This window comes from Bacteroidota bacterium (genome assembly GCA_034723125.1).
GTDB lineage: Bacteria > Bacteroidota > Bacteroidia > CAILMK01 > JAAYUY01 > JAYEOP01.
This window is the reverse complement of record JAYEOP010000322.1, coordinates 1-2645: the sequence shown is the minus strand read 5'-3', so window position 1 is coordinate 2645 and position 2645 is coordinate 1. Positions and strand designations below refer to the sequence as shown.

The 2645-nt window shown below is 30.2% G+C and carries 1 protein-coding gene; it reads left to right on the top strand.

Translation table 11 applies throughout. From position 1 onward, the window contains the following. Positions 1–461: 461 nt before the first annotated feature. Positions 462–2645 (top strand): hypothetical protein (locus tag U9R42_09010; protein MEA3496158.1); only part of this gene is annotated, 2184 nt, incomplete at its 3' end.

Genomic DNA, 2645 nt, shown 5'->3' with positions numbered 1-2645 from the left:
CAACATTAGTATAAACAGAAGTTCCGTTTATTTTCATTATATTCATAGCTGTCAAATCATTTGTAAATACTATCATATTCATTAATTTCTGTTTTTTATGTGAAAACATAAACTGCATAATTTTATAAAGGGATTAATATTTAATTATGAACAAATGTAAACAAAGTTTTTGTTTATACCATTTTTATCTACTCTTTAAGAAAAAATCAATTATACTCAAGATTCGAGATTTATTAAAACCACAGAAGATTGCTCGCTAACTCTTGGTATTAGCTTGAACTTTAGCCTTTTCAATTTCACCCCTTCTGAAACAATTTTGCAATTGCTGGGTCGAATTTAATATCAATTGTTGATTTAGAAAAAATACTTTAGCAGCTATATCTTTTCTCAAAAATTTATGTATATTTCGTGCAAATTTATATTTATTATGTTTTGATATTTCAAATAAATAATTATTAGTTATGAATAAATTATTCTCACTTCTTGTCTTAAATCTCATTTTTATATTTGCATCACAAGCTCAATTAACACAACTTACAAATCAGAATCTTGAAAGTTGTAGTGAAGTAAGACAGATGGTTAAAAAAGGAAATCTTATTTTCTCTAAAGGACGTATTGGAGGAATTCATAAATCAAATGATACTGGTACATCATGGACATATTCAGCCCACGGACTTGACACATTTACAAACAAAATAAAAGATTTAATTGTTTTTAATAATGATTTATACGTGCTTATGGATAACTCCCGAACAGAAAACCCTGTTTATAAATCCTCGGATAATGGAGTTACATGGCAATATTTGGGAACTTCAGTAACGGGTTTACCAAGCAGACCTTTTAACATTTGTTCCATAGGTTCAGCTAACAATAAAGCATTTATGATAATCAATATTCATGATATTTATGGATACGGTCATGATTCGAGTTATATATATTACTCAAATAATGCAACAAATTGGAATAAAGGAGCCTTTATCGGAACTGGATGGGGTATTGAATTTATCCATAACTTAAGTAATTCTAAAATGTATTTTGCATCTGACTTTAATAATGTTGATTCATTAATGTTTACAATGGATGGTAATACTATTCATGGTATTCCTACAACCGGAATTGATAGAAATGAGTTTAGGGCATATAATGTTTCAGGAGAGCCAAATGGGAATACGCTTTATAGCATTTATAACAGTTCACCCTACAAATTTGACTCCTCAACACAAACATGGAATAACATCAGAACAGCTTCTATTCCCTCAAATGTAGCTTTTGATATGATAAATTCAACCGATCATCTTGTATTTGGTTTTGCATTTATTCTACCTGCATTTACAGCTACCTATTATCGTTCAATTGATCATGGAAATACATGGACTCAAATTACAGATACTTCAATTATTCCACCTGCATTCCTATGTGAAATTTCAGATAGTCAATATATTATACCTACTCAGCTTGGTGAAATTTTTTATTCTTCTAACCACGGGGCATCATGGACAAAAAAGGGAAACGGCTATCAGAATTTATCCACAACATCTATTACGGAAGTTAATAATACTTTATTAGTAAAAAAAGATATTTACGGAATTTTAAGATCAACAGACAAAGGGCAAACATGGGCATATTCAAACACAGGTCTTTCTCAAGCATTTTGGGGATTATTATTTGCCAATTCATTATTTAGTCATAATAATATAGCTTATACTACCATACAACCTTCAATGGATAGCGATACACTACATTTCTGTAAATCTACAAATTCCGGTCAGAGTTGGACACGTCTTACCAATATTCCGAATTATCAACGGATGAAATATGCCGGTGAAAGTGGTAATACTTTATTTATGAAGTTTGTCGATAACGATAATGATGGAAATCACGACTGGGATACAGCTTGTTTCTTTTATAAAACAACAAATGCAGGAGATTCATGGACATTGATTTCACAAAATTTCTTTACAACTACACTTAATCTGAAAAGAGTGAATGGTATTTTTGGAGATGGCAGTATTTTATATCTTTTTGCTACGACAAAAGATGATAAAGAAGTTGTTTGTAAATCAACTAATAATGGTTTAACATGGACAACAATTGTGTTTAATCATAATATCGACAGAAGATTAAAAACAAAATATTCCAGGGACAATGAATTAGAACTACCAATTATAGATTTTGATGATAACAATATGCCTCTTTTTGTTCTTACAAATAATAATCAGAACCCGTATTTTGATTCTCTTTTTACAATATCAGCTAACCATGTAGTACCGTTAAACACTATTGGATTACCATCAAATATGAGTGCTTTTGAACTAAAATTCAATAAAGGTTATTGGTATATATCCACAACTGTTGGTATTTATGTTAGCCGTGATGGAATCAATTGGTATAAAGAAGCAACTACTCCATATTATTTGGGAATGATAACATTAAAAATGCAATTTGTTGAAGATGATATCTTTCTTGGCACTTTTGGAAATGGGGTTTGGAAATATACACATAAAAAGGTTCATGCAGGAGCAGATATTTATTATTGTAAAGGAGATAGTGTTACTTTAACAGCAACCGCTCCTGATTTAAATTTTACATGGTGTTGTGGATTAGGAACAAATAAATCAGTTACAATAGCACCTACAGGAATAAAC